The organism is Vibrio sp. 10N.239.312.D08, assembly GCF_041466145.1.
GTDB classification, from domain to species: Bacteria; Pseudomonadota; Gammaproteobacteria; order Enterobacterales; family Vibrionaceae; genus Vibrio; species Vibrio crassostreae_C.
This window is the reverse complement of the sequence record NZ_JBFSSD010000035.1, coordinates 14,334-40,563: the sequence shown is the minus strand read 5'-3', so window position 1 is coordinate 40,563 and position 26,230 is coordinate 14,334. Positions and strand designations below refer to the sequence as shown.

Here is a 26,230-nt window from a genome sequence, read left to right as displayed (position 1 = left end):
GTATGATGTAACAAAATATGAGCCAATCTATTAATCACAAGAAAGGACAAAGGTTGTCTATTCGGGATAAATAATAATCAACTAGATGCGCTACTTTGTCATCACTTTGTCAGCGTTAGGTGCGATTTTAATCAGCACCTAATGTGTTCAAAACTATCCATTCAGCGACGGTAAAACAGGCTTATCGCGATAGGATAATGACTAGTGGCCAATCGCCATTTCATCGAGCGCAAGGAACACGTTTTCGTCTAAATGACCTTCATGAACTTGTTTACACACTTTACGACGCACCGCTAAACCAGAGATCAAACGTTCAATGGACAGATGTCGATTGCTGGTGCTATCTCGGTCGTTATATAGCTCAATCAAGCGACTCAGTGTTTCGTATGGGATAACGTCCTCCCCTACTCTCAACCAATCAAGCTTCTCAATGAGCTCTGAGCACTCTTCTTTGATTGAGGCATGTGAGTGCCCTGTCATAGCAGATAAAGCCGTTATGCTGCGTTCTAGAGCCTCTGCAGAGGTATATTTAGAGAGAGTAATCATGATCTCGTCAGCATTGATCTCAACAGAGTGTTTACGCTGCTTAACTCGACGTCCCAATTTACCTCTTGGCGACGGTGCTTTACGCTGAATGGGCTCAAACTCACCGTCGATAATCTCAGACAGCTCTTCCAGTTTCTGCTTAGACACCATTTCGTTACGAAGTGGGTTCGGCAGCGTTGGTGCCATATTACGCTTACCCGCGTTAGTGGTACGCGCTCTTGAGTAACGTAAGACCTCTTCCACATTACATTTGATATCTACCTGATAATCGGTCGTTTTCCCTTTTTCGATCAACGCGGTGATCGTCAAGTGATAACCCCAAAGATTAACCAGGAAGGTATCTTCTTGATCCCCGACTTCACCCAGCTTTCTGAGCTCGCGGATCAGATCCATCGAGAAACGACGCCAATCGATGTTACGCGCCAATTTCTGGTTGAGCTCACTGAGCAACATGCTATCTGAATGACGACGTGCCATGCGGCTTCTAAAGTACGAATACATTTGGAAGACCAAGGTATGTTGCTTCAGGATTTCTGGCGGAAATAGGAAGAAATAGTCACGCGTCAGCAGCTCTTCGTAGAACGAAGGCTCCCAAACCAGGATGTATAGGTTCGGTTTAATGCGAATTTCGCCGTCAGAGCCTTCTGTAGGCGCTTCTTCCGATGCGGTAATGGTTCTAGCTAAGAATCGGAAACGATCACTCTTAAAGCCTTCTGGCATGTTCTCACTAAGCCAACGGCCTGTAAGCTCGTGCAGTTGGAAATCCGTGAATTCGATACGATCAATACTGTCGCGGATAGAATCACGTGCAGGGCCGCTGTCTTTCTTGCCACGTAAAGACAAAATATCAGTGATGTAGAGTGGTGTTTTGTTTGGCGTGTGTTTCGCGTCTAGATGGTAATCATCTTGGTGATGATCATGATATTGAACGGTGAGAGTGAATAACGCGAATAGCGTCATCAGATCGTCAACGGTCATGATATTTTTAGAAGATCGTGTCTCGATCACAGCGCGAGTGCCAGAGATCGAAACCATGGATTTCTGGTAGCTCTTACGAGTTCTAGGTGGCGCTAACGCTTGATCAATAATCCCCGCCCAATTGGTTGGCGAAACAATGAATTGATCCGCTTCATCTTTCATCGTTGGTGGGGTATTCAACCCATGTTCATTCAGTAAGCGCTTGTTTACTTTGGTTTGAGCTAGGGCTTTAGAGCGCTTTTGCTTTTCATTTTGCTTCACGCTTTCTGTCACTAAACTGGTGGCACCCAGCACCGATATCAATTGGTTTGGGTTCACAAAGCGATGCAACATGGTTTTACCAGCAAGGCCTTCTTCAAAGCGAACGGGGATTTGTTTGAACAATCCGATATTAACTGCAGCTCTCAGCCTTTGCTGTAAGGCTGCGCGAGTGACTTGACCATCGGTTGATTCAATAATCTCAGTGGTGGAAACGTACCCGTCTTTACTGCTAAACCCACGAAGTGAAATTAGGTTAAGAAGCTCAACTATGCTTTTGGTGACACCTTTGAAGTGTTGATATTGTTCTATCCATTCAACGGCTGTTTCAGATACCTCAAATAAATGACCATCTTTGTGGCTTCGTGCCTTAATTAACAATTTCTCTTCTGGTTTCATTTTTGATCCGTATCACACTAACCGTAATTTCACTATAGTTCCTGAATGATAAAGAAAGAATGATCATAAATAAAGAGAATTTATTGGCTTTTAAATAACTGATCTTTTTGATTAATATGATCTTAAATGATTAAGTGATCTAATGATCTGGACGTAACTTTGCTTATAAGTAGCTGAATTTAAAGCATTAAAATAAATCGCCTTGGAAAGCATGATCATAAAGGTTCCGAAACTATGATCATTAAACTTAAGAAAGCATGATCACAGAACATCAGAACGATGATCATTAAGTCATTGTAAGCATGATCATTATTGGTTCGAAAGCATGATCATTATACTTATACAGCTTATCCACAGATCGGAATTCAACATCGGTTTCTAAGTAGCTTTTGACTTGTCTAAGTGGACACTTGTGGTGGCCAATCTATCGGAACAATGATCAAGAGAGCATACTTTTTTATCGTTCCTACCCTATTGAGTGCAAAATTTAGTCTGTATCCGCTGGAAATGGATTGCTTTGATGTATTTAGAGCGGGTGGGTCTTAACTAGGAAGCATGATCATGAAATTGTCATGTTTGTGTATTCTTGGTCTGTGTCGATTGAATTTTCAATCATTGAGCCCTTATAGGCGTTGAATCCCCATTCCAAAAGCATTTGTCCGTAACTTAGTTCATAAATTACATGCTTCCGTAACTATGTTTACTTGATCATTTTTCCGGAGGTTGATCATTTTCAATCTGCAGTTGCTCGGATCAATATTGCTCAGTTTACGCCTTGATCATGCTTCATAATTTGGCGTTATCAATTATCTTACACTGGATGTGCTCCATGATCATTCTTCCGGTTAAGTTCCAATCCTCTGTTGTTTTTTGACACCCCATCTTCTCTTCTGTTTTGAATTTTTTGGTCATTGAGTGTTTTTTAATTTTTATTGGATTGAAAATCTATAAATTCGAATGCAAATCACACCAACCGTAATCTACGGTTGTATTTCAATCGTTCCGAAGGTTTTTCGTTGAAATTCCATTTACATTGTAAATAAGTGATGCTGTAACATTTAAAATGTAGACTAGAAATAGCATGGTTATACATGATAGAAACAGTCATTTTTGTGTTTGTCTAAGGCGATGTTTCATCAAATTGTAAAAACGCGGTCTATTTTATGTGATTTTACTCATAAATGTATGTTCATGTTTTTGTTGTGTTTGTTGTTAATCGCTGTACAATTTGTACTTAGTTAATCATTACGGAAACTGGCAATGAAAAGAGAACAAACGATTGATAAGCTCTATCAGCTAGCCGAACAAACTCAACAAGTTCAGGCTGACCGAATTGAGATTATTTTGGAAGAGCGAAGTGATGAACATTTCCCTCCAATGTCTAAAGCTATGATGGAGACTCGTTCTGGTTTAACGCGTCGTAAACTCGATGAAGCGATCACTAAACTTGAAGCTGATGGCCATCAGTTTACAAAGAACAACGCCAATCATTACTCGATTTCATTGACAGAAGCTCACATGTTGATGGACGCGGCAGAAGTGCCAAAGTTCCATGAACGTAAGCAGCACGCTGACAATAAGCCATGGATTATCAACGTACAAAACCAGAAGGGTGGTACGGGTAAATCAATGACAGCGGTTCATTTAGCCGCTTGTTTGTCTCTGAATTTGGATAAGCGCTACCGTATCTGTCTGATTGACTTGGACCCACAGGGCTCTTTGCGTCTGTTCCTAAATCCACAAATTAGTGGGGCAGAGCACGACAGCATCTATTCTGCCGTCGATATCATGTTGGACAACGTGCCTGAAGGCCAAGATGTCGATCTAGAGTTTCTTCGTAAGAACGTACTATTGCCAACTCAGTATCCAAACCTGAAGACAATTTCTGCTTTCCCAGAAGATGCGATGTTTAACGCTGAAGCGTGGCAAAGCCTTTCACAAGATCAGTCACTTGATATTGTTCGTCTGTTAAAAGAGAAGCTTATCGACAAAATCGCCGATGACTTCGATGTGATTATGATTGATACCGGCCCGCACGTTGACCCTCTAGTATGGAATGCAATGTACGCGTCGAACGCACTTCTGATTCCATGTGCAGCTAAGCGTTTGGATTGGGCTTCAACGGTTAACTTCTTCCAGCACTTACCAACGGTTTACGAAATGTTCCCGGATGACTGGAAAGGGCTCGAATTTGTTCGTCTAATGCCAACCATGTTTGAAGACGACAACAAGAAACAGGTGTCAGTTCTGACGGAAATGAACTACCTGTTGAATGACCAAGTAATGATGGCAACCATTCCAAGAAGCCGTGCTTTTGAAACCTGTGCCGACACTTACAGCACGGTTTTCGATCTAACGGTGAGCGACTTTGAGGGCGGTAAGAAAACTCTAGCTGTTGCTCAAGACGCAGTACAAAAAAGTGCTCTAGAATTAGAGCGCGTATTACATAGCAACTGGCCTTCACTTAATCAGGGATAACAACAATGGCAATTAAAACATCTGACTTAAATGCAAAGCTATTTGGTAAAGCAAACAAACGTCGCGTAGCAACACCACAAGAAGCGCAAACAGCGGCAAAAGAGCAGGCTCAAGTGATTGAGCTTTCTGTTGCTGGCGAAGATTTGGTTTCATTTGAATTGGTTCGAATTCCTGCGGCTGAAGTGGCTACTCGAACGGTTGTTTTTGAAGAGAACGCTCGTGAGCAATCTTTCTTAAACGAGCACGCGCTTTCTGATGTTCTTACAACATTGAAAGAACGTGGTCAGCAATACCCAGCGGTTGGTCGTAAGAACAAAGACGGTAAGATTGAAGTTCTTGATGGTAGCCGTCGTCGTATGTCATGTATTTTGGCTGACAAAGAGTTCCTAATCTATGTTGCTGAAAACATTAACGGCGAACACGCTAAGTTCCTATCAGACGTAGCTAACGCTCATAAACCGCTTTCTCTTTACGAGAAGGGCAAAGAGATGCAAGCGAAGCTGGATAAAGGCGAAGCTGAAGATCAGAAAGCACTGGCGAAAATGTTCCAGTGCAGTGAAGCTTTAGTGAGTGGTGCATTGAAAGCAGCTGCTCTACCACTTGAATTGCTACAAGCTTACCCAAATGTGAGCGACCTTGGTCGTCCAACTATTGTTAAACTGCACAAGCAGTTTGGTGGATTGACGAGTGAACAGCAGCAAACACTGCTGACTAAGTGTGATGCTTCTGAAGGTTTTGTATGGCAGCGTAGCGAAGCTCAAGGCGTAACTCGTCTAACCAAAGACGTGACCGAAACATTGGAAGGTTGGATTCTTGAATTGGCGCCAGCGCCAGCGAAGAAAGCTTCTCCAAAAGTTGAGCTTATTAAGGGCCGCGTATCATACAGCCGCAAGGGTTCAAACTTGGCGTTGAACCTTAAGAAAGTTGATGATTCAACAATGGAAGAAATCCTCGCCTTCGTACAATCGAAGCTCGACTAAGTCGACGACTTTTCATTACTCCTCTAAAGCCGCTTTATGCGGCTTTTTATTTGGCTGTGATAAACTGTGTTTAGATGAATCTGGACGCTAACTATGACAAACCCAACCAACACTTTTCTACATACACTTTCTAATATTGCTCAGCATAACGATCACCGTTACGGCGTGGTCTTTGATGGCGATTTTGATTGGCAAAACTCTGCTGTTTTTACCTTCCTTCAAGATTCAAACACTCCGAGCATCTTCCAGGTTGGCGGTACGCCATTTGAAGGTGTGATTCATGCTCCAGTAAAAAAAGGCCAACAACTGCTTGGTCGTGAGTGCCAAGTTCTTGTTTGTGATTTTAGAGAGCAGTTCGATGCGAATGGTTTTAGTGCCGCGTTGGGTTCGTTAGTTGGTGGTGGGTTGTTGTTGGTGTTGCCGCCAAAAGTTAATGCCTCTGAAGATAGTGAAAGCTTTGGCCAACGTTGGTTAAAACGTCATTTCGATAAACTGATTTCTGTTTCACAACACAATGAAGCCGGCGATGTAGTTCAAGCAACTCACGCTCTTCCTCAGATGCAAAGCGCCCAAAACGGATTGGATAAATTTGAACAGCAAAACACGGCTGTTGAATTAGTCAAAAAAGTGGTGTCTGGACATCGTAAACGTCCTTTGATTCTCACTGCGGATAGAGGGCGTGGTAAAAGCTCGACATTGGGTATTGCCGCAGCGCAACTGTTAGTTGAGCGTCACGGGTTTAATATAATTGTTACCGCGCCTTCAGTGAAAGCGGTAGAGCCGGTATTTTCTCATGCCAGCCAAGGGTTAGAATCTTGCGAAGTGGTAAACGCTACTCACATTCGTCATCAAGGTGGCAGTTTAAGATTCGTCGCAGCAGATGAATTACTTAAATCTAAGCCTGATTGCGATCTGTTATTGGTTGATGAAGCAGCTGCAATTCCAATTCCGATGCTTAAATCCATGGTCGACATCTATCACCGTATGGTCTTTTCAACCACGGTACACGGTTACGAAGGCAGTGGACGAGGGTTCGGTATTAAGTTTGAGTCTTGGCTTTCTGAGCATCGTCCGGGGTGGAAAGGCTTTAAGCTCGAACAACCGATTCGTTGGAATAACAACGATCCGCTAGAAGCTTGGTTGTTTGATTGCTTCCTACTTGGTAATGACGCATCACTCAGTGAATCGGCGGTTGATGAAATCGATGGCTTTTCTGCTGAGGCAATCAACCAATTAAACTTGGTCGAGTTATCAAAAGCAGAATGCTTGGCTAATCCTGAGCAGCTACAACAATGTTTTTCTCTTCTTGTGGATGCGCACTATCAGACCTCGCCGAACGATTTAATGCAGTTTCTCTACAACCCAGCAATCCGTTTGTACGCCGCTTGGCAGCAGGATGAATGTTTAGGTTGTATGTTAGTGACGGAAGAGGGTGGTTTGGACAGCGAGTTGATTGCTCAAATTCAACTTGGAAAACGCAGGCCTCAAGGTCACCTTGCTCCTGTATTACTGGCAAACCAACTTGGTTGTACTCCGGCGGCGACCAGTCGGTGCCTTCGAGTTATGCGCATTGCTGTTTCAGCTCGTCATCAAGGCTTGGGTATTGGCCGTTGGATGTTGGCTCAGTTATCACAGCAAACCAGCCAAGCAGATTATCTGGCGACAAGTTTTGGCGCGACCAGCGAATTGATTTCTTTTTGGCGTGGTAGTGAATTTGAAGCTGTCCACATCGGCCACCAGCGAGATCAGGCCAGCGGCTGCCACTCGGTTCTGATGGTTAAGGCGCTTAACTCAAACTCTCAACGCTGGATAAATCAAGTTCAAAATCACTTCGAGCGTAGTTACTGTTTTCTTGTTTCAGGTTCTTTGGTTTCACTTGAAACCGATATGGTGCGCGAACTGCTGCCAAAGAGTGTCGATACTGTTAGCGAGTTTGAAACTCAGTTAGTTAGAAATTACGTGAACGGTGGCAACAGTTATGATGCGATTAGTTTTAGCGTACTGAACTTGATTCTACTCAGTAACGACCGAAACATAGGTATTTCTGACTTACTCATCGCAAAGGTTGTTCAGCAGAAAGAGTGGGGTACTTGTGTCGAACAGTTTAATCTTGTTGGTCGCAAACAAGCAGAGATTCACTTTCGTAAAGATGTCGATGCTCTGCTGTCAAATTTACAGTGTAAATAGGCTATCCATCATTTAAATAGACTGACCGCTACAAATTAGATTTACAGTGTAAATTAGAATTTTGGATTTACACTGTAAACTGAAGCTCCATATTCAAATCCGTTTTTACCCTGATTATCTGTTACATCACTTCTGTTTCATCTCTCCATGACAGCCTTTAATCTTCTAAAGCTATTCGCCTTTACTATCTAGCCCTACATCGAATTAACATTCAATCACACGAAATATATTGAAAAAACTTCCCTATGTATTTGTAAAGGCGAAGCAGATCATAAAATGTGTAAGTCTTATTTATGAGTCATGTTTGCAGAATCGAAAGTAAGTGATGTGACGCTGATTATTCTAATAATGTGATACTCAGCGCAGAATGAATTATATAGACTGAATAACAACTGAGTCATTAGGGATACTCAATTCGAATGTGGGATAACATCGTTACATTGTCGGAAGACAAGCAACAAGTAATGGCATGTCTGCCAACCGGGACTGTGGTTGACGCAAGCTTTGATAACAAGACGCTGCCATCAACCTTAGAAGCTTTGAATGCATCAAACTATTTTCTTTTCGAAGAAGAGGTGTTGCGTTTCGTTACTCTTGCTAAAGAAGGTAAGGGTGAAGCTTATGAAGGAATCTTGATTGCCGAAGTTCGAAATGCCACTGTTGCGGTCGAACTGTCTGATGATGAGATGTTGGCGAGTCTTGTAGTTACTGGTCCCTATAATGGACACCCACTGCGTGGCAGCGACATCATTCAGTGTTTATCTCAAGCTCAAATAACAAAAGGAATAAATAAGTTAGCGCTCAGAAAAGTTCTGATGATGAGTAGCAAACTTAAATCCGGGGAAAAGTTTACTCAGCCCGTCGCTAAAGGGACACAACCAGTAAAAGGTAAGGACGCCAAGTTTGCCGCCTTGGTTGAAGATATTACTCGCCAAGTCTTAAAGCCTCGCAGTAAAGACGAAGGCAAGATTGATATGCGAGACTTGGGACAAACCATTACCGTTGGTCAAAATGATCACTTAATGAAACGTACCCCCGCTACCAAAGGTATCGCTGGCTTTACCGTTCAAGGCCGAATTATCCCACCGCTTCCTGGACAAGACAGTTTAATCAAGCCTGGAAAGGGCACTTACATCTCCCCTGAAGATCCCAATTTACTACTCGCCTCGCACCCTGGATTGCCCATCATTAAAGACCGAACCATCGAAGTGGATGACGCCTTATGTGTCAGCAACGTCGATGTCTCAACTGGGCACGTTAAATTTAAAGGTAATGTCTTTGTCTCTGGCAACATCGAGCCGGGGATGATCGTCAAGGCGACCGGAAGTGTTACGGTGGGTGGCTTTATCGAATCGGCCGAAGTTCAAGCCCAGGGGGATATCAAAGTCGCGAAAGGCATTATCGGCCACACGACTAAAGAGGGTGAGCCAAAAAGTTGTAAGGTATTCAGTAAAGGCTCTATCACAGCAAGCTATGCACAGAATGCCGAGCTACAAACGGCCAACGACCTTCGACTTGGTGTGCACAGTATGAGTAATGACATTCGCTGTGGTAACAACCTTATCGTGATGGACAGTTTGAAAAAACACGGCACACTCAGCGGTGGTGAAGCCAAAGTCGGCGGAAAAGTAGAATGTGTCTTCCTAGGTGTTGAGGGAGACACCGCAACCAAGGTACATGGTTTTGCACGCTACGATGGCTACCGCCAAAAGATAGCCGAGCTGAAGGAAACTTATAAACATACGCAAGAGCAAACCATGGGTGTGATTCGCCAAGAGTTAGAATTTAAGAAGCGTCCGAAAGCAGAGAGAAGCGAAGAGCAAGCCCTAGAAATTGAGCAGCAACGTGAGAAGAACAACCTCGCAATTGAAAACACAAAGTCGCAGTTAGATACACTTGAAGCGGAGTTTGAAACCAACCTTGCTGAATGTACGGTAGAGGTACACGAAAAAGTGTATACCCGAGTGACGATTCAATTTGGTGATGAGACAGTCACAACCAAGCGAACCCACGGCGGAAGTGTTTTCTCATTCAACCAATACGAGATCCAATGTTCATTCAAGATGGAGCAAGAAGACATTGCTTTGTAGGCTTTGTGTTGAACACGAGTGACGTATGGCTTAGGTGACGATACCGACAAATAGAAAAAGGGGAGCTGATGCTCCCCTTTTGGTTTCTACTGATAATGATTTATTTAGATGGCTTGAGCGCTCTAGCTCACCGCTCTTACTTTACCTTGTTTGAGGTCTGACAGAACTTGCGCTTTCGGACCATCGGCAATAATGCAGCCTTTCTCCATTACGATCACTCGATCGACAATGTCCAACATCGACGTTTTGTGTGTAATCAGAATCAACGTCTCGCTTGGTAGCAATTGGTTAAGTTGGTGCTTGATGTGCATTTCAGAACGGTTATCCATAGCACTGGTCGGCTCATCCATCAACAACACTGGCGGACGGCCCAGGAAGGCTCTAGCAATGGCAATTGACTGACGTTGACCACCAGACAGTAAAGCACCACCTTCACCCACCTGGCGTTCTAAACCTGCAGGATCTTGCTGAGTAAACGCGGTTACGCCTGCACGGTTTGCCGCATCCATCACGTCACGGTCATCCACCAAAGGGCGACCTAAAGTAATGTTGTCTCTGACTGAACCGTAGAACAGGTTACTGTCTTGCGGAACACAGCCTATATTGCGTCGTACGTCGACATGATGCAGTTGCTCCATATCGGTGTCATCAATGCGTACATGGCCTTCTGTGGGCTTGTAGAGGCCCATAATCAGACGTTCTAGTGTGGTTTTACCTGAACCAATACGACCAATGATTGCTACTTTCTCTCCTGGGCTAATATTGAGGGTCAAGTCTCTGATAGAAGCCACTGGTGAATCAGGGTAGTGGAACGTCACTTTATCTAGCGCGATATGACCCTGAATAATCGGACGGTGGATATAACGTTTACCTTCTTCTTGTTCATCCGGCATCGACATTACTTGCTCAATCAGAGTCATTGATGACTTCGCTTGGTTGTAACGAGTCGAAAGCAAAGACAGCTGAACAAGCGGGCCAATCGCTCGGCCGCTCAGCATGGTTGCAGCAATCAAGCCACCCATCGTAAGTTCACCTTCCGCGATCAGGTACACACCAAATATGATCATACCTACGTTAGTACTTTGCTGAACAAAGCCGGCGGTGTTTTGGATGCTGTCTGTGATGCGTCGGCTTTTGATATTCCAATTCGCCATGTGAGCAACGGCTTCTTCCCAACGGAATTGGAATTGGCTTTGCGCGCTGAATAGCTTAACCGTTTCTAACCCTGCCAAACTTTCAATCAAGTTTGCATACTTCTGCGAAGCAAGACGAGAGCCTTCTTCAATGGTGCGGCGCAGTGGGCCTTGGATTAGCAATGCATAGACGATCAAAATGACCACGCCAGCAACGGGAACGAATACAAGGTTTCCAGCCATTAGCCAAATTAGCGCTAAGAACATCAGTGCGAACGGTAAGTCGATTAACGAGCCAATGGTTGCAGAGGTAAAGAACTCTCGAATGGATTCGAACTCTTGCAAGTTTTTAGCGAAAGCACCGACAGAAGCAGGCTTCGCTTCCATACGAATCCCCAGTACTTTACTGAATAACTTGGAGGAAATGAGAATATCGGATTTCTTACCAGCAACATCAATGAAGTAGCTGCGCATCAATTTGAGCAGCAAATCGAATAGGAATACGACGAAGATACCACTCGCTAGCACCCACAAGGTTTCAAAGGCAAGGTTGGGAACTACTTTGTCGTACACCAAGCGTGTGAACATGGGCGCGGCTATCGCGAAGATGTTGATCAGAATGGAGGCGATCAACACATCTCGGTAGATGTTTTTAGATTCCCAAATCGTGCTCCAAAACCAATGCCCTTTACGTGTTTTTAGAACCTCTGGTGAACGTTCATCATAGCGAAACTGTTTCTTTACCAAGAAGTAGCGGCCGATGAATTGTTCTTTCAGCTCTTCGACAGGAATGATGATTGGCACCATTCCGCTTTCCGCTGTAATGATTTCCGCTTCTTGCTTCTCTAAATCAATGCTGTTGAGAACGCACGCCTCGCCTTGTTTAAGCAGTAAGACAGCAGGCAGTATCAGGTGAGGAATCTTTTCTAAGTCGGAGCGGTTTTCTTTTGCCACTAATCCTGCTCGTTCAGCAGAACGAGGGAATAGGAAAGGGGTTAGCTTTCCATCGGATAGTGGTAGCCCATTGATCAACGCTTCGGGCGAGTTAGCTAACCCGTAATACCGGCTAACGTAGATCAGTGAGTTCAATAGTGGATCTTGCATGTGATATAACCCTTACAACTATTTATCAACAATGAAGCCTTGGAACACTTCTACGTAGTTATCAGACAGGATATCTAGCTGAGTCTGAGTTTCTATTCGAGACGCGATGGTGGTGACACCTAGGTTGTGAGCGGTTCTAGAGATCGACGTTAAGGTGAACTTCTGTTTTTCGTCATCAAGGTTATGTGTGAACAGGTAATCTAGCTTCACATAGCTTGGACGGTATTCGTTGATGTAATCCAGTGATTGGAAGTTACGTCCGTAGTTATCGACACCAAACACCGCTTCAGCGTTGCGAATGGTGTTACATAATAGTGCCGTGTAGTGCGGAACGTTGATGAAGCAGTTTTCTGGAATCTCAAAGTGCAACAGGTGAGCGATTGAAGCATTCTGTTCAAGCGTCTTACCTATCCAACGGATGAAGCTTGGTTGAGAAATACTGCTTGGTGAAATATTAATAGCGACAGGGCTGGTTACTTCATTTTCATTGAGCTTTTCAATCATCTTCTCGATAACGTATTGGTCGAGAATGTGGCTCATTTCAAGCTGTTCTAGCGCGTATAAGTACTGATTGGCACCATAACGCACACCATCTTTTTCAATCGCAGAGAATACTTCTTGGTGATACGTTTTACCAAAGGCATTGTTTGCAGCTTGCAGACGGAAGGTAATGAGGTCGTTGATGATCGCTTCTTCAACCAACATGCGCCATTGTTGTTTGCCCATCACAGCGCCGTGATCGTCTGCAGTTACGTAGCCGTAAGCAAGTTCTCGATTCGCCTTGGCACTTGAAAGTGCGTTATCCACCAGCGACATGATTTCAGTACTGGTCTTACGCGTGTTGCTGTATGTCACACCAAGAGCAATGTGTGGGTTCGCAGTGCCTGTTGGGTCTGAACCTAGGCTCTGAATACAGTTTACGATGCTGCTCGCGACAAGTTTCAGTTCGCTCTCATCAATGTTTGGCATGATGAAACCAAACTCGTCACTAGAAATACGAGCGATGGTGATGTCTGGTGATGAAATTGAAGCTTGCAGCTGTTCAGCCAGTTGATGAACCAAGGCATCACCTTCTTGATAGCCCTTTTCATCGTACTCTTCACTAATAAACTCCGCTTTAAGTACCGCTAAACCACCTAAGCTCGACTCTTCTAACCATTGTGTTAACTGAGACATGTAGTAAGCACGGTTACCGAGCTGAGATACCGGGTCGATATACGCTCTTTCACGTAACTTCTGAGCTTCTTTCGCTTGGTTTTTAAATGCCAGTTCAACTTGAGTCGACATGTGGTTGATACCATCAACAACCAAGGTCAGATCTTTTGTCTTTGGACGAGCCAGTGGTTCGCCAAACTGATTCTTGGCGATCTGATCCATCTTCGTAATGATCAACGAGAGCGGGCGTAAAGCGCGCTTAAGGATCCAAGAAATAGACACCAAACCGAGTAAGAAGATCGTGCCAAAAATGCTCAGTAAGCGGATGAATGCTTGCCAAAGTTGATCGTAGGCAGGACCTGGATGACTTACGATCTCGACTTCGGCCAATTGCATCCAGCCACTGGTGATTACGCGACGGTCATGAACTGGCTCGAACAGGTTTAGGTTGGTAAACCACTCTGGTACGCCGGTTGGCTTTACAGGGTATGAGCGGAGAATGTCTTCACCGCTGTCGAGAAAGATCAATCGAACGACGGAATAAGAACTGCCATCAAACAGGGCGTTGATAACAGACTCCACTGCCACCTTGTCCTTTTCTTCTAGGTAAGGGGCGAGAGCCAGTCCAACAGTATTAATGGTATTACTTACCTCAGAGCGTTGCTGCTCTTCTAAGTATCCACGGGTGGTATTGAATTCGATCATAAAAACTGACGTCATCAGCAGTATGAACACTGCAACCATCCCGACCACAAGCTGTTTATATAAAGTCATTGTACCTACTCATCGTAATTGATAATGGGTTTGTTTAATTTTAGAGAGCGCTCACGTGAACGTAAGTCGTTCCATAAGCTCAATCTTGAAGATTTCCCTGCTAACTTGCCGCTGCCTGCTGCCGACTTGATCAACCAAAGGTTTTTACCGTTGAAACTGTAAATTGGTCGTAGATCTGGGCGTTTGGAGCCGCGTTTAATTTCAGGATTTAAGTTGTCCAAAATTAGTGGCTCTGCACTCGGTGTTGAGTAGTACGCCAACACCATGTGGAACTGGTTTAACTCAAGTGCTTTTACGTACACTAATCGTAATTTTTTATCTGGGACGCCCAGTTCAAGCAAAGAGAAGTATTTTGCGATAGTGAAGTCTTCACAATCACCGGCGTTGCTGCCTAAAAATTCCAGTGGTGTTGCCCAGTAGTCATTCTTTCCCCACAGTATGTTGTCATCGACAAAGTACATCTGGTTGAAGAACTGGTTCACCGACCTGAGCTTCTCTTTTTCACTTAATCCGTCGTATGACGTCATATTTGAGCGCCATGTTGCCACTCGCTTTCCGGCTCTATCGCCGTAGGTTTTGGTCACCGCATCTATCCACCGTTGGTCGCTCTTGTTGAGCGCCACAGAGGTAAAAGAGGTGAGAACCAGCAGCAATAGCGAAATCCGAGACTTCATAGCCTCTGCTCTTGTTTATTTGCTGTGTATTGAAAGGCGTTATCAAACATCAAACGTCCTTACTCTTTTAGTGCATTGTTTTGAGCGCTTAATATTGGCTTCAACATGTACTCAAGCACGGTTCTTTTACCCGTGATGATGTCGACAGAGGCCGTCATTCCCGGAATAATTGGCAGTTCTTCGTTTTTACCAAAATTGTGTTTTTCGGTGCGTACACGCACGATGTAGAAGCTGTTGCCTTCTTCATCTTGAGTGGTATCGGCACTGATGTGCTCTAACACGCCTTCTAGACCACCGTACTTAGTGAAGTCATAGGCACTGAATTTAACGATGGCTGTCAGTTCTGGGCGTAGGAACGCGATATCTTGCGGGGCGATTTTCGCTTCAACCAATAGCGAGTCTTCTGTCGGTACAATCTCAACGATGTCCATACCCGGTTGGATAACACCGCCGACAGTATTAATACCCAATGTTTTAACGGTGCCTGTTACAGGAGAAACCACCACGGTACGGTTTACTCTGTCTTCAAGGCCAACGGCCGATTCGGTCATTGCTGAGAGCTTGTCTTGGGCTTGATTGAGTTTTTCTTGTTGTTCGGAGCGGAAGTTCAGTGCGGCATCAATACGGCTGAGCATCGCTTCTTTGATTGCTGAGCGTAGCAGAGGGATTTTTAGCTCGCTCGAAGTCATTTCTCGGCGAGTGTCGTTCACTTGTCTTTGCAGTTTAAGTAATTCAATTCGTGGTACCACCCCTTCATCGGCGAGAGGTTTGGTGATATCCAGTTCTTGGCGAGCAAACTGGTAGCTCTGTTTTAGGTTTCGAACACGCGCTTTAATCTCAACTAGGTCTTGCTGTTTCTGTTCAACTTGTTGATCAAAAACGGAAAGCTGGTTTCTCAGATTATTGAGATCTTGACGGTATTCTGCTTTTTGACGATTAACCAGTTGAGGTTGAAGTTCATAGAATTTAGGTGGGAACGCAAGCTTGCCATAATCGAGAGTGACACTTTTCTTCCATTCTTTTTCAGAGAATTCTTCGTTGATGACAACACTGGTCAGGGAAGCGGAAAGCATTAACACGTTGGCGGTCAAGTTCGCGACTTGTTGTTCACGTTCGCGGAAGTCAGAACGGAATCGTGTGTCATCGATTAACAGCAGTTGTTGACCTTTTTGAACGCGTTGGCCTTCTTTAACTAAGATCTCTTTAACCAAGCCACCTTCAAGGTTTTGTACCACTTGGATCTGAGAGGAGGGGATCACTTTGCCTTGGCCAACGGTAACTTTGTCGATCTCTGCCCATGCAGACCACCCAATAGCAGCAATAAAAAACAGAACGATCACCCACAACATAATTCGCGCACTGGTGGGCGTATTGAGGAGTAGTGCCGCTGTTTTATCATCGACATACTCAAGCTCGGTCTCGTTCAATTTGCTGAAATTTTTCTGACTCATAACAGTCCTTGTTCGCTAAATAAAAGTGCAAGCCTATTGAGTGTATTCTTACTTTTGATAAATGTTAAGATTTTGCTCCTTTAAATCTTTGAATTTATATATTTTTTAAGACTTATCGGTTCTTGAAATCTGTTTTATCGAGTTGGTGCTTTCTTAGTTTGTCATACAGTGTTTTTCGCGACACCTGCAGCTCTTGTTGTACCTCTTTTAAACGACCTTGATGGCGATGTAGCGCCTCAATCAAGATAATTTGTTCAAAGCTATCGGTGCGTTGGTTCAACGACTGTTGTTGCTCTTCAATGCTCATATCGAGTTCATTTTGCTCATCAGTATCGCTGTCGAGCGACGGCTGCTTAATTTGAGTCAGCACTCTGAGTTCGGCATGTTGGCGAAGCTGACGAATGTTCTCCGTCCAATGCGTTGCAATGAGTCGCTGAATCTCTTTTTCTGTAATGACGGGGGGTGGCAGCTGATAGCGACTGGCCGCACCACGAGCAAAGTGTTTGAATAAAGAGCCAATATCTTCCGTTCTTTGCGCCAAGGGTAGTAAATTAAACCGGCGCAGTTCACCTGTAATTGTAGTAGGAACTACTGTAGTTGCGATAATGATACAAGTTGCATTGGTCTTGCATGAGTTTTCATGAAGTAGAGTGGGTTTTAGAGCGGCTAACCATAGCCATTGCTGCGAAGTTAACGCTTCTGTTTCATGGATATAGAGTGTTCCACCTTGATGCTTTAAGAACAGTTGCAAAACAAACTGATGGAATGTCGCTTCGTCACTGCGTGGCAAATTAAACGCCGCGACAGGGCAAAGCTCCGCGGTTTGATGACTGTGTAAATCATGGGTGTATTGTGCAGTGACCCTTTTCCCCGTCCCTAAATCACCAACAAACAATAGAAGTGGGTTAGTTTTGGTATCTAGGGTGATCAATTCTCGGCGCAATGCCTGCATTGATGGAGATTGACCAATCAGTTTTGGGCCAACCTGATTTTGCATTGCCAACTCTTTGCGCAATAGGTTGTTCTCTTCAACCAGTGCGAGTTTATCTGCGGCTTTTTTAACGGCAGTGAGTAGGGCATCGACCACAAATGGCTTTTCCAGAAAATCGTAAGCGCCGGCTTTCATTGCGGATACCGCGGTTTGCACGTCACCATGTCCGGTAAGTACGATGACCTGAAAATGAGGGTTTTGGCTCAGTAATTTTTGCGTTAATTGAATGCCATCCATCACTGGCATGTGAATATCGGTGATGACAATTCCGGCTTGCGTGGTATCTATTTTCTTTAATGCCTCAATAGCATTGGGAAAGCAGACGATATCGATGCCTTCAATGAGCATGGCTTGTTCTACGGAGTCTCGAATGGCGGGTTCATCGTCGACAAAATAGAGTTTAGGCATAGAGTGCAAAAGCCGATTCCTTAGCAGTAGGTGAGATTAGCAGTATGTGAGATTCGTTTTCTAATCAGCGATAACAACGGCGTGTTAGCCCTTATCGTTATATAACGGGATGCTTAGCGAGAATACCATGCCTGAAGGCTCTAATCGGTTCGCGCTGATCGTGCCGTGATACGCTTCAATAATCCGTTTCGATATTGAAAGCCCTAGCCCTAAGCCTTCCGGTTTGGTGGTAAAAAACGGGTCGAACAGCTGTTCTAGCTTATCGTTCGGCATGCCAATTCCGTTATCCCAAATGATCAGCTGACAAGCGTCATGATGCAGTTGCCATTCGATGCCTATCTGTGGGCTAGCCTGTTGGTCAACGCTTTCCAGGTTTTGTTGCTCCTGCAAGATTTTCTGTTCAAGAACTTGTTGTTGCAGCGCTTGAATCGCGTTGTGAATCAGGTTCACTAGTACTTGTTCGAGTTCGGTTGGATGAATCGCAATATTGATGTCATCTGGCACCGTGCTTAGCCTTAGCGTAATGCCTTGCTTGATCATCAGCGCACTGAGAATGCTAGTGGCGTTATTGACCGCTTGATGCAGGTTCGCCACATGATGTTCTTGTTTGGTGACCTTGCGAGTAAAGACTTTGAGTCGCGCGATGATGTCGGTAATGGTGTTGTTGAGGCCAATCATTTTCTCAAGATTGCTTTTCACTAAATCGGTTCGTTCCATTTCCAGTAGCTTTAAGCTGTTTTCACTGTAGGTTCGCAGTGCTGCAAGCGGTTGGTTGATTTCGTGGTTAATGCTGGCTGACAGCTCACCGAGTACCGCTAATTTCGCGGTTTGTGTCAGCTCTTGTTCTGTCTGTTTCAACTTCGACTGCGACTCTTGGTATTGAAAAAGGGTTTGTTGCAGCTGCTGATTGGATTGCTTCAAGTAGTGGGTACGTTTATCAACGGTTTGCTCTAGGTTTTGGTTGAGTCGGGTCAACGCCACTTTCGCGAGATAAGTCTGGCGCCACGACCAAGCGATGAGCATCACCAAGCTATAAATCACCACGAAGATGACATCGATCTGAAAGATTTTAATAAGTTCAGCTCTGGTCTCTTTTAGTGCGACAACTTGGTACTGGTTGTTGCTGACCGTTGCAGGGTAAAGATTAAAAGCACCAAGCTTGAATAACTGGTTGGCGGTGAGCTCTTTTCGGATTTCATTGGATTGAAGGTTGCTAGATTGATTGGTATTGCTCGCTTCTGACTGAGAGCTTGAAGGACGAAAGGCTTCGATGATCGAAATTTCGCTTTGACCGTATTGGCGTTGAAGTGCGATATCCGTTTGTTGTTGCTGCGTTAATGGCAACAATGAATGGTAAAGCCACGGAGCTTGGCTTGATAGAAAGACCACTTGGTTAGAGTCGAGTACTACGATCTCAAAATCGTCGCTGGTCAGGATGTTTTCGAGATTTTCTAAGCTCACTTTTACGGTGATAACGCCAACAACTTCCTTGTCGATATACAGAGGTGAAGACAGAAAATAACCTCGTACGTTCGAGCGAGCGCCTAGCGCGACATATTGTGTGTTGTTACCTTGAATGGCAGAAGCAAAGTAGGGACGAAACGAGAAGTTCTCACCGACAAAGGTACGAGGCTTTTGGTAATTACTGGAAGCGACCACAGTACCACTCGGGTCATGAATATAGATGGTGTCGGCTTGGCTTTGATTCGACCATTCAAACAGCAATTGATTGAGCTGCGCAGCGGAAATCTTGTCTGCTCGTTGTGTTGAGTCAAAATAAGAGAGCAAGCGAGGGTCATGGCTGAGCAAATCCGGGATCTGTTTGAATTTATCCAATTCAGAGTCGATTTGTAGATTGGCTTTACTTGCTGCTTCATCGAGTTGCTGAGTGACGATTTTTTCTTGGAATTGCACTGCCATAAAGTGGGTTGCGGTCAGCCCTGCAGCTCCCAATAACAATGAGAATAAAACAAAGGGTGTCATTAGGTTAGGCAGTATTTTGGTCACTCGGATCTCAGCTTGTCATCGGTTTGTATAAAGATTATCAATATGATGGAGAGAGTACCGAGATCTTGTTAACACAGAGCACCTTCTGTGAGACAAAACCATGGCTTAGACTTGTGTTTCAAAGGATTACGGCGCAAAATCACAAAAAAATTTAAAGGAGCAAGCAAATGGAACTGACAGATATTCGTCGCGAATACGCTAAGGGTGGATTGAGACGTAAAGACTTGGCCGCAGACCCGATTGAGCAATTCAATTTATGGCTAGAGCAAGCCATTGAAGCGAAGTTGACGGACCCTACTGCCATGACAGTTGCTACGGTTGATGAAAATGGTCAGCCATTCCAACGCATTGTTCTGCTGAAGAATGTGGATAAAGACGGTTTCGTTTTTTACACCAACCTAGGTAGCCGTAAAGCGCACCAGCTTGAGCACAACAGCAAAATCAGTTTGCACTTTCCTTGGCATCCACTTGAGCGACAAGTTCATATTACGGGCACGGCTGAAAAGCTGACGGCTATGGAAAATATGAAGTACTTCTCGTCACGTCCAAAAGAGAGCCAATTGGCCGCGATTGCAAGTAAGCAGAGTAGCCGCATCTCAGCGCGTGGAATTTTAGAAGGTAAGTATCTAGAGCTTAAACAGAAGTTTGCCAAAGGAGAGATTCCTGTGCCTTCTTTCTGGGGTGGCTTCCGTGTACGTGTAGATAGCATTGAGTTCTGGCAGGGTGGTGAACACCGCTTGCACGACCGTTTCTTGTTCTCACGCCAAGACAACAGTTGGGATATTGATCGCCTAGCGCCTTAGGCTGCTTGATCGCTTAGCTGCTTAACAGATCCAAAAATGCCGTTGATTAGACTGATCAAATCAACGGCATTTTTTTGTCTGCATTTTCAGCTGAACAGTCAATCAGTCACTGTGAAGAACAACAGAGATCTGTTTTTTGAGCAGAGTTTCTGGGATCACTGAGCCCAATCCTGAATCCAACGCATACTCAATCAATTGGCTTTTACTGCGTGCATCAAACTTCTGTTTCAATCTGGCGACATGACCTTCGACCGTTTTGATTGAAATGTTTAACGTCGACGCGATGTACTGTGGTTTCTTGCCGAAAAGCAGTAAGAACAGTACCTCTGATTCTCTCGAAGTCAGCCGCTTTTGCAGCTTAGACACGCGCGGCTCTGACCCCGCAAGCGATGCCTGATCGCCTTTTGTCCCTGTGGCCTGACAAACCCAATGACCAACCTCTAAGATCGCGGTATCGGTAAGCTCTTGGCCATAGAAGATGGTGCCTTGGACGTTGTCGTCATCATCAAGCCAAGGGGTTTTGGTAAAGATATGGGCGTGCCAGCGTCCGTCTGGATAGGGGTGAATATCGAGAATCTTAAGGGTACTGCGTGTATCCATCACATGTTTATCTTGAGCCCTGAAATCTTGTGCGCACTCCGTGGTTTGACTGGGCATGTCGAAGTCGGTCAAGCCAGTACAAGTCTCATTGGGTTTTAAGCCAATCAATTGGTTGTAAGCAAGGTTGGCGTACACGAAGACCGAGTCAGTATCTTTGCAGCCCCAGCAGCCTGGAAGTTGTTCGAATAAAGAACGATGTATGGAGTTGAGTGGATCTGGCAAGGTTTTATCTCGTGTGTTGCGATGTTGCAATAATATCAGTTTCTTATAGCGCTGCAATGGCAATTAGAGTACGAAAAATAAGGGGGGACTGACAGTTAAACGGACTGCTGACTAACTGTGTCAATCACGGAGAATCGATGGACATAAAGGGTGATAATCAGGCAAAAAAAGGCCAGCCTGAAGAGGGGCTGGCTAAAGACAAGATATGCCTTGTCGACATGTAGAAGATTTTCAGTCTAATTTACGAGGGTCAGGTAAATTAAACTGAGGCATCAATTTGATACCCAGAGTGACTTACTACTCTATCGACGAATCTACTCCTAGGAGTGCTTATGCATAAGGGGGGAATTCCCCTATAAATGTTGCTCAATGTGATAATTGAGAACCTAGAGTAAATATTTGGGGTTCTGAGCCTATGACTGGGAGCCTACAGCTCTCGTACTACTCGGAATCCTAGATAGTTCGCTGCCGTTGAAGGCGGTACGTACAGTTCGTTAAACACTTTTGCTTCTTCAGGAGAGAAGCTCCACGCGCCACCTTTCGCTAGGCCTTTCTGAACGGTTGTCCATTCCCATACATTACCCACCATGTCGTAGAAGCCTGTAAAATGTTTTTCGTGTTCGTGTCATTGCTTGTGAAGCCCCTAAACTCGCCGGAACGATTGGTTTTACATAGCCCGTAGTTTGTACACTCTTGATCATCTTTCCGGAGGCATGATCATGATGATCGCGATAATGATCTTTTCGTTCACGCGAGCAAATAACTCTCAAGAACATTTACAAATTCATCTTATGCGCATTTAAGAGTATTATTCTTAGTATGTTGACCCGAGTATTTGTCTGTCATGTCTAAACCTTTACCCTTTCCTAACCTAGACCTTTCTCCGCTAGGCCTTACTGGCCCTAGACCTGCTGAGATCATCACTTTGCCATCGCATATGGATTGTCACGATCATAGTTATTCTCAGGTGGTGATTGGTTTAAAAGGTCAGGCTGAATTTGAAGTCAGCGGTAAGGGGAATCTTGTTGGCCCTGGACAAGGTTGTGTGGTGACGGCGAGCTCTGATCATGCTTTCGGTGGTGTGGTCGGTCAGTCCGATATTTTGGTGCTTAACATGCCCGTGCCTAGTGACGACGACCCGCTGATGCTAGAGAAGATTAACCAGCTTGAATCTTCGAACGTCTATTTCCAATTAGATGCGCAAATTCAAAAGCTTATCCATATGTTGGTGCAAGAAATGCAGGCGAGCCCGGATGATCTATTGTTAAGCCGTGCCTGTAATGACACGGTGATCGCTCTGATGCAAAGGCACATCTCAGCATTTGAAACCTCAATTAAAGACTCGCGTTTTGATCTTGAAGCACTGGATCGCTACATCGAGCAACACTTGGCTAATAAGATCTCAGTCGCGCAACTTGCAGGCAGTGTGTTCTTGGGCGAAAGCCAGTTCCATATGCTGTTCAAAGAGCAAATGGGCATTACCCCTCACCAGTATGTTCTTGGTAAGCGCATCGACCGTTCTCGCCGTTTAATTGAACAGGGTAACCTTAGCCTTGGTCAGGTCGCAGAACTGGCTGGTTTCTCCGGTCAATCCTCCTTTACTCACACCTTTTCACGCCTTCAAGGCATGTCTCCATCCCAATACAAAAAGAAAATTTCTGTTAAATAGTGAAACAAAACGGCATATTATTTTAAAGTTTCATATGTGACGTTGTGTTTGTTTTGTTAATAAAGCGAGTTTTTAGCAAAAAACTCGGAGTTTTTGACAAGTAATCCTTATATACTCTAAATACACTGCAGCCATTGTAGAGATCCCGGGCTAATTCCGGGTGTGAGATTAAGGAAAACGCATGTTTACAGCTACTGATGTGTTAAAGCCAGAATTCAATGAGCAGTCGCTTACTGATCTATGGTCGCTTATCTCACCATTATATATGGTGGATGAAACCCAATGGCTAGAGCAACTTCTGCCGCTAGCTACCCCTTCTGAGTCAGAAAAGCAGCAAATTTCAGAGAAAACGACCTCATTGATCGAAGCTATCCGTGCGGATAAGACTTCTATCCAGATGATCGATGCACTGTTGCTTGAATACAGCTTAGATACTCAAGAGGGCATCTTGCTGATGTGTCTGGCGGAAGCCTTGATGCGTATTCCTGATTCAGCAACGGCTGATGCATTGATTCGCGACAAACTCAGCGTTGCGGATTGGAAATCTCACCTAAAGAATTCTGACTCAGTGTTTGTTAACGCATCCACTTGGGGATTAATGCTAACGGGTAAGGTAGTTGGGCTTTCATCTAAAGAGCAGAGTGCAGGACAAGCGGTTAACCGTTTAGTGAACAAGCTTTCTGAGCCGGTAATTCGTAAAGCGATGCACCAAGCAATGAAGGTGATGGGTCACCAATTCGTTCTTGGCCGCAGCATTGCTGAAGCGCAAAAGAACGGTAAGTCTATGCGTGATAAAGGTTTTACCTACTCATACGACATGCTAGGTGAAGCGGCATTGACCACTGCTGACGCAAACAAATACTTCAAAGATTACCTAATGGCGATTGAAGCCGTAGGTCGAGACACATACGTCTCTTCAAAATCTAGCCCAGCACCGTCTGTTTCTATCAAGCTTTCTGCTCTTCACCCACGTTATGAAGTGGCGAACGAAGACCGCGTATTGACAGAACTTTGCGACACGTTAGAGCAGTTATTGCGCCGTGCAGTAGAGCTAGACGTTGCAATTACGATCGATGCGGAAGAAGCGGATCGCCTAGAGCTTTCTCTTAAATTATTCGAAAAACTGTACCGCACTGACCTAGTAAAAGGTTGGGGGAAATTTGGTCTGGTTATTCAAGCTTACTCAAAGCGTGCACTACCGGTTCTAGTATGGCTAAACCGCTTAGCGAAAGAGCAGGGTGATTTGATCCCACTTCGCTTGGTGAAAGGTGCGTACTGGGATAGCGAAATCAAATGGTCGCAACAAGCGGGCTTTACTGATTACCCAGTTTACACGCGTAAAGAAGCGACAGACGTAGCTTACCTTGCGTGTGCACGTTACTTACTGAGCCCAAGCGTTCGTGGCAATATCTTCCCGCAGTTTGCGAGCCACAATGCTCACACGGTTTCCGCTATTGCCGTCATGACCGACCATAAAGACTTTGAATTCCAACGCTTACACGGCATGGGTGATTCTCTTTACAACCATGCGATGGAAGCTTACCAACAGTCAGTACGTATTTACGCACCAGTTGGCAGCCACAAAGACTTACTGCCATACCTAGTACGTCGCTTGCTAGAAAACGGCGCAAACAGCTCGTTTGTACACCGTTTGGTTGACGCTCGTTGCCCAGTGGCAGAGCTGACTCAACACCCTGTCGATATGCTTCTGGCATTCGATACATTGAACAACACTAAGATTCCTCTGCCTCCAGCGGTATTCCCTGAGCGTAAAAACTCATACGGTGTGAACATTGATATTGAAAGCGAAGCGCATCAGTTTGAAGAGCAAGTAAAAGGCTTCTTAAACAATCAATGGACAGCAGGCCCTGTGATCAACGGTGAATCTCTTGCCGAAAGCATGATCAAGGCTGATCAGAACGTTGAACAAGTGACTGCACCTTATGATCGTCGTATTCATGTGGGTCAGGTGGCTTTTGCTAACCTTGATCATGTTTCCGCAGCGATCACTGGTGCAGACGCAGCATTCGCTGATTGGAACGCGACTTCGGTTGAAACCAAAGCGGCAGCACTTGATAAGTTAGCTGACTTGATGGAAGACAACCTGGCTGAGCTGGTGGCGATTTGTCATCAAGAAGCGGGTAAGACTATTCACGATAGTGTTGATGAAGTACGTGAAGCGGTCGACTTCTGTCGTTACTACGCAAAACAAGCGGATAACCTACAAGGTTTCGAACTAAAAGGTTTTGATGGCCAAACACGAATCGCTTCTCGACAAGGTCGTGGTGTGTTCGTTTGTATTAGCCCTTGGAACTTCCCTCTAGCGATCTTCCTTGGCCAAATTACAGCAGCTTTGGTTGCGGGTAACACGGTTGTGGCTAAGCCTGCCGAGCAAACAAGCTTAATAGCAGCTCGCGCAGTGGAATTGATGAATGAAGCGGGTTTCCCTGCTGGCACGATTCAGTTACTACCGGGTCGTGGCGCTGAGATCGGCAGTGCGCTAACCAGTCATGATGCAATTGCTGGCGTTGCCTTCACGGGTTCAACACCAACAGCACAACGTATCAACGTGTCATTGGCAAGTCGTAACGCTAAGCCTGTTCCGTTTATCGCGGAAACCGGTGGTCAGAATGCGATGATCGTCGACAGTACCGCACTGCCTGAACAGGTAGTTCGTGATGTTATTCGTTCTGCATTCGCTTCAGCAGGTCAACGTTGTTCTGCACTGCGTGTGCTTTACATTCAAGAAGACATTGCAGATCGCGTGATTGGACTAATTCACGGTGCGATGGATGAGCTAAGCGTTGGTATTCCACATCTTCATAAAACGGATGTGGGCCCAGTTATCGACCAAAACGCGAAACAGAAGTTGATGACGCACTTAGAAAACATGACCAAGACCCAGAAGAAAGTGGCTCAACTCTCTCTAGGAGCGGATTGTGAGCATGGTGACTTCGTTCCGCCAAGTGCATTTGAAATCGATGACATCAGCTGTTTGAAAGAAGAGCAGTTTGGTCCTGTGCTGCATATCGTTCGCTTCAAAGCGAGTGAACTGGCGCAAGTGGTAGACCAAATTAACCAAACCGGTTTTGGCTTAACCATGGGCATCCACAGCCGTAACGAGACAACTTACCGTTGGATCGAAAAACACGTTCGTGTGGGTAACTGTTACATCAACCGTGACCAAGTCGGCGCTGTTGTTGGTGTACAACCATTTGGTGGTCAAGGCTTGTCTGGTACTGGCCCTAAAGCGGGTGGTCCTCACTACCTATACCGCTTTACTGATGTTCATTTCTCTCAATCACAAGACAAGGCATAAGGAG

The 26,230-nt window shown here is 45.0% G+C and carries 15 protein-coding genes and 1 pseudogene; 7 read left to right on the top strand and 9 right to left on the bottom strand.

What is annotated here, in order from left to right:
* Window positions 1–201: 201 nt before the first annotated feature.
* Window positions 202–2,181 carry a replication initiator protein RctB domain-containing protein gene (locus tag AB6D58_RS17380; RefSeq protein ID WP_017071247.1) on the bottom strand — a complete coding sequence of 660 codons (1,980 nt, stop codon included), beginning with the start codon at window positions 2,179–2,181 and terminating at the stop codon, window positions 202–204.
* A gap of 1,260 nt (window positions 2,182–3,441) precedes the next feature.
* Here AB6D58_RS17380 and AB6D58_RS17375 point away from each other — a divergent pair.
* The 4 genes from AB6D58_RS17375 to AB6D58_RS17360 all read left to right on the top strand — a co-directional run bounded on the left by AB6D58_RS17375 (window position 3,442) and on the right by AB6D58_RS17360 (window position 9,916).
* Complete coding sequence (locus AB6D58_RS17375; protein WP_017061213.1) at window positions 3,442–4,659, top strand: ParA family protein; 1,218 nt, start codon at window positions 3,442–3,444, stop codon at window positions 4,657–4,659.
* Between the two features lie 5 nt (window positions 4,660–4,664).
* On the top strand, window positions 4,665–5,639 hold the full coding sequence (locus AB6D58_RS17370; protein ID WP_372112013.1) for a ParB/RepB/Spo0J family partition protein: 975 nt from the start codon (window positions 4,665–4,667) through the stop codon (window positions 5,637–5,639).
* Window positions 5,640–5,732: 93 nt separating this feature from the next.
* On the top strand, window positions 5,733–7,826 hold the full coding sequence (locus AB6D58_RS17365) for a GNAT family N-acetyltransferase (RefSeq protein ID WP_372157877.1): 2,094 nt from the start codon (window positions 5,733–5,735) through the stop codon (window positions 7,824–7,826).
* A gap of 419 nt (window positions 7,827–8,245) precedes the next feature.
* Window positions 8,246–9,916 carry a FapA family protein gene (locus AB6D58_RS17360; protein WP_372112009.1) on the top strand — a complete coding sequence of 557 codons (1,671 nt, stop codon included), beginning with the start codon at window positions 8,246–8,248 and terminating at the stop codon, window positions 9,914–9,916.
* 122 nt (window positions 9,917–10,038) lie between these two features.
* Here AB6D58_RS17360 and AB6D58_RS17355 read toward each other — a convergent pair whose 3' ends face one another.
* From AB6D58_RS17355 to AB6D58_RS17330, 6 genes are all read right to left on the bottom strand, one after another.
* Entirely contained in the window at window positions 10,039–12,153 is a 2,115-nt protein-coding gene (locus tag AB6D58_RS17355) for a type I secretion system permease/ATPase (RefSeq protein WP_372141200.1), read from the bottom strand.
* 18 nt (window positions 12,154–12,171) lie between these two features.
* Window positions 12,172–14,082 (bottom strand): LapD/MoxY N-terminal periplasmic domain-containing protein, encoded by a 1,911-nt coding sequence (locus AB6D58_RS17350; protein WP_248401679.1) that lies wholly within the window; start codon window positions 14,080–14,082, stop codon window positions 12,172–12,174.
* Between the two features lie 5 nt (window positions 14,083–14,087).
* A complete protein-coding gene (locus AB6D58_RS17345) occupies window positions 14,088–14,756 on the bottom strand; it encodes a transglutaminase-like cysteine peptidase (RefSeq protein ID WP_019823329.1) in 669 nt (222 codons plus the stop codon).
* 59 nt (window positions 14,757–14,815) lie between these two features.
* Entirely contained in the window at window positions 14,816–16,207 is a 1,392-nt protein-coding gene (locus tag AB6D58_RS17340) for an HlyD family type I secretion periplasmic adaptor subunit (protein WP_372136771.1), read from the bottom strand.
* A 112-nt stretch (window positions 16,208–16,319) separates the two neighbouring features.
* The gene (locus AB6D58_RS17335) at window positions 16,320–17,606 is read right to left on the bottom strand and encodes a sigma-54 dependent transcriptional regulator (RefSeq protein ID WP_017061205.1); all 1,287 of its coding nucleotides are present in this window, start codon (window positions 17,604–17,606) and stop codon (window positions 16,320–16,322) included.
* 84 nt (window positions 17,607–17,690) lie between these two features.
* Entirely contained in the window at window positions 17,691–19,613 is a 1,923-nt protein-coding gene (locus AB6D58_RS17330; protein WP_372157873.1) for an ATP-binding protein, read from the bottom strand.
* Between the two features lie 167 nt (window positions 19,614–19,780).
* On the opposite strand from AB6D58_RS17330, the gene pdxH reads away from it, so the two are divergent.
* Window positions 19,781–20,416 carry a pyridoxamine 5'-phosphate oxidase gene (pdxH, locus tag AB6D58_RS17325; protein ID WP_017061203.1) on the top strand — a complete coding sequence of 212 codons (636 nt, stop codon included), beginning with the start codon at window positions 19,781–19,783 and terminating at the stop codon, window positions 20,414–20,416.
* Window positions 20,417–20,518: 102 nt separating this feature from the next.
* Here pdxH and AB6D58_RS17320 read toward each other — a convergent pair whose 3' ends face one another.
* Together AB6D58_RS17320 and AB6D58_RS17315 are read right to left on the bottom strand one after the other, a co-directional pair.
* Entirely contained in the window at window positions 20,519–21,301 is a 783-nt protein-coding gene (locus tag AB6D58_RS17320) for a helix-turn-helix transcriptional regulator (protein ID WP_032546410.1), read from the bottom strand.
* Between the two features lie 364 nt (window positions 21,302–21,665).
* Window positions 21,666–21,842: pseudogene (locus AB6D58_RS17315) on the bottom strand (SUMF1/EgtB/PvdO family nonheme iron enzyme); the annotation flags it as partial.
* 240 nt (window positions 21,843–22,082) lie between these two features.
* On the opposite strand from AB6D58_RS17315, the gene AB6D58_RS17310 reads away from it, so the two are divergent.
* Window positions 22,083–22,907 (top strand): AraC family transcriptional regulator, encoded by an 825-nt coding sequence (locus AB6D58_RS17310; RefSeq protein WP_372130910.1) that lies wholly within the window; start codon window positions 22,083–22,085, stop codon window positions 22,905–22,907.
* Window positions 22,908–23,088: 181 nt separating this feature from the next.
* Window positions 23,089–26,226, top strand: coding sequence for a bifunctional proline dehydrogenase/L-glutamate gamma-semialdehyde dehydrogenase PutA (gene putA, locus AB6D58_RS17305; RefSeq protein WP_372157871.1), 3,138 nt, complete (start codon window positions 23,089–23,091; stop codon window positions 26,224–26,226).
* The last annotated feature ends 4 nt before the right edge of the window (window positions 26,227–26,230 follow it).